Here is a 2,760-nt window from a genome sequence, read left to right as displayed (position 1 = left end):
TTCGTCTTTTTCCCACAATACCATCATGACAATGTACTGAAGGTAGGTCAGGTCCAGTAATTTAAGGAATGGCCGATAGGCTCGAACCATCGCATTGGAAGCACTATATAAAGAAAAACAAACCTGTTTATCCAGGCGAAGAAGGTCTTCCGACATAAATAAAGCTTAGTACCAAACGATAAAGGTAGCCGCGGCACTTACACCACAGGTTTCAACGAATTCACTATGACGACAAACATGTTTACCAATCGCATAGCTCAAGCCAGCACCAACAATATACAGTTCCAAGTCCCTATCTTTTTGAAAGCTCTGACAGCCACCCATAAGCAGCGATACGGCAATCAGGACACATGCACTCAACTTTTTCATCAAACTCTCCCAGACCTCCTTTCGGCAATTAGAGGCTATCCTACAAATGACGCAAGTATAGAGCAAGCTTTCATCCCATGATACGTGAAGCAGTCAGCATCAAGCCCTAGATAATCATCGCTTTAGAGCGCAAACAAGCTGTATTAACTTAGAACTGACGCTGCATATTCCAGGTTCTCCGTTTCCGAAAAGTGGATGTTTGCTCACGATCTTTTTGTAAAATAATCACTTCCCCCCCCTCTCCCAGAATCGTTACAGGGGCATCATCACCCTCTATATGGTAAGCATTACCTTCAGTATCGCTATCACTAAGCACTCCATTTATTTCCAAGGAAGGGTCTTCATCATCTTTATCTTTTAAATACTTCGTGCCTGCTTTTTCTCCACCAGCTGCTTGCCCTAGTTGTTCAAGCGCATTTTTTCCCACGCCATCCTGTTGATCTTCTTTAGCCGAAGCCGCTGCACTATCTTTCATAGGAGAGTATGTATTCTTCGAAGCCTTATCGCTACTCTTCTCCAACTCATCCCTTGAGCGCATACTTGAAAGCTCAGTTGAATACTCTTGCTCCAAAGCTTCCACCGACTTCTGCGAAGTTTGCCTCTCTTTTTGCTTAGCCTGTGTTTTATCGGAAGGCTGCCCGAGCTTTTTTTGGGATGCCTTTTCAGCTTGTTTTTGCAAAGGTGATTCTGGCTCTATCTGCTTAGTAGCGGCCTGACTTTCTTTTTTGGCTTTCTTTTCCGCTGTCTCATTCTCTTTGCTCTGCTTCTCTTCAGGACTAAGCTTCTCAAGCTTTGACACATCTTCTTCAAGAGGAGATACTTCCGCCAATTGCCGGGTAGTACAGGCACTAGTAAGAAGCAGAAAAAGCAAACTAGCGAGAACAATACTATTTTTCATACCTGAGTCACTGATTTAGATAGCGAATTAACTCACTATTAGAAGATAGTGTGAACGAAGTAGCTTAAGCGTAAAACTTCGATAACATACACAAACAATCGAAAAAATAACAATAACGGAAACCCAAAGGCATGACAAACGGCCAAGCTCAAACCGTTACCAGTTCAATTGAGCCGGTTCAAGCACCCTCTTTAACGATAAACCCGGAACGCGAGAGCATTGGCAAAAAGCTAATATTCTTTGCCTGGGCGGTTGAGATATGCGCCGTGATTATCGGCTTTGCCATCTCCATTATGCAAGGCATCAGTTCGTTCACCGAGATAGAAAATAATCGCCCTCAGGGTTTGGGCTTTGGCGATTACACCAATGTGTTTATCGCCATGATGCCTTTTTTGATGGTCGCGATTGTCGAAATCACCAAAATTCCTTTTGTTGCGGCGACCTATAAAACCAGTAATAGCAAATGGAAGTTTATCTTCGGTACCTCCCTGGTCTTTCTAGCTTTTATTACCTTTGAGTCAGCACTCAACGGTTTTGAAAGAAATTTTCATGCCCTGATTTTTTCAATCGACAAGCACAAGAAAGAACTGGTAGCCGTCGAAGAGGAAATTGAACCACTCGAAATACGGCGCACTCGTCTGGCAAGCTTAAGCTCTTCGCAAATTGAAGCCGAATACAGCCAGCGTCATGCCATCATATCAGAAGAGCGTTCTCGCCAAGCAGAAGTAATTCAGGACCGCATTCAGGGCTTACGCGCTGCAACTCAAAATGAATATATCAAAGGCCTATCTGCGCAAATTGAAGATAGACGCGAGCAGCTCAAAGCTTTACGCGCTGACCGTCAGAAGGAACTGGATGCACTGATTGAGGCTTCACGACAAATGACGCTCAATGCCAGCAGTGAGCTAGACACTCAACGCCGAAGCCTTCAACAACAGCTTGCCAATGAACAAGCCTATCTAAAAGAGCTTCGAGTGAAGCGAGAGAAGAAAATCGCTGATGCAGGCTTCTTCTCTGAAAACTCAGTTAAGAAAGAACAGAATGCTCTCGTCGAAACGCAAGAGAAGAAGGTTGAAGACCTACGCCTTGCACTGAATAAACTCAGTGACTCAGACAAACAAAAGACACTCCGAGCCACTTATAACCAGGATATCGAGGCCGTCAAAGATCGCTATCAGGCACGAGAAGATACGCTAAACCAAAAAATTCAGGCGCTATCACTGAAGCTCAGCAAGAGTCTAGGAGCCCGCGAAAAAGATATCGAATCGGTCATTCAAACTCATATGAAGGAATTGGCACGTGTCGAAAAGAAATTCCAAGAACAGCAAGGCGAGAATGAGCAAATACGAGAAAAGGAATTCAAACAGCTTTCTGAAAATGATGCCATTATTAAAGAACTCGATCAGACTATCTTTGACAAGAGCAAACAGCGCGTTGAACTGCGTAATCTGGTCAACCTGAAAGTTGGCGACAACCAAGTCTACCGCATGGCT

3 protein-coding genes and 1 pseudogene are annotated in these 2,760 nt (G+C 44.1%); 1 reads left to right on the top strand and 3 read right to left on the bottom strand.

Features of this window, described 5'->3' with window-relative positions:
* The 3 genes and pseudogenes from A3766_RS29245 to A3766_RS22905 form a co-directional block, all read right to left on the bottom strand.
* Window positions 1–156, bottom strand: a pseudogene (locus A3766_RS29245) (MarR family transcriptional regulator); the annotation flags it as partial.
* 9 nt (window positions 157–165) lie between these two features.
* On the bottom strand, window positions 166–369 hold the full coding sequence (locus A3766_RS22910) for a hypothetical protein (protein WP_068513493.1): 204 nt from the start codon (window positions 367–369) through the stop codon (window positions 166–168).
* Between the two features lie 148 nt (window positions 370–517).
* The gene (locus A3766_RS22905; RefSeq protein WP_068513491.1) at window positions 518–1,267 is read right to left on the bottom strand and encodes a hypothetical protein; all 750 of its coding nucleotides are present in this window, start codon (window positions 1,265–1,267) and stop codon (window positions 518–520) included.
* Window positions 1,268–1,398: 131 nt separating this feature from the next.
* On the opposite strand from A3766_RS22905, the gene A3766_RS22900 reads away from it, so the two are divergent.
* A partial coding sequence (locus A3766_RS22900; RefSeq protein ID WP_068643017.1) for a hypothetical protein occupies window positions 1,399–2,760 on the top strand: 1,362 nt, incomplete at its 3' end.

The sequence above is a fragment of the Oleiphilus sp. HI0132 genome (assembly GCF_001635845.1).
This window is presented reverse-complemented; position numbering and strand designations above follow the sequence as displayed.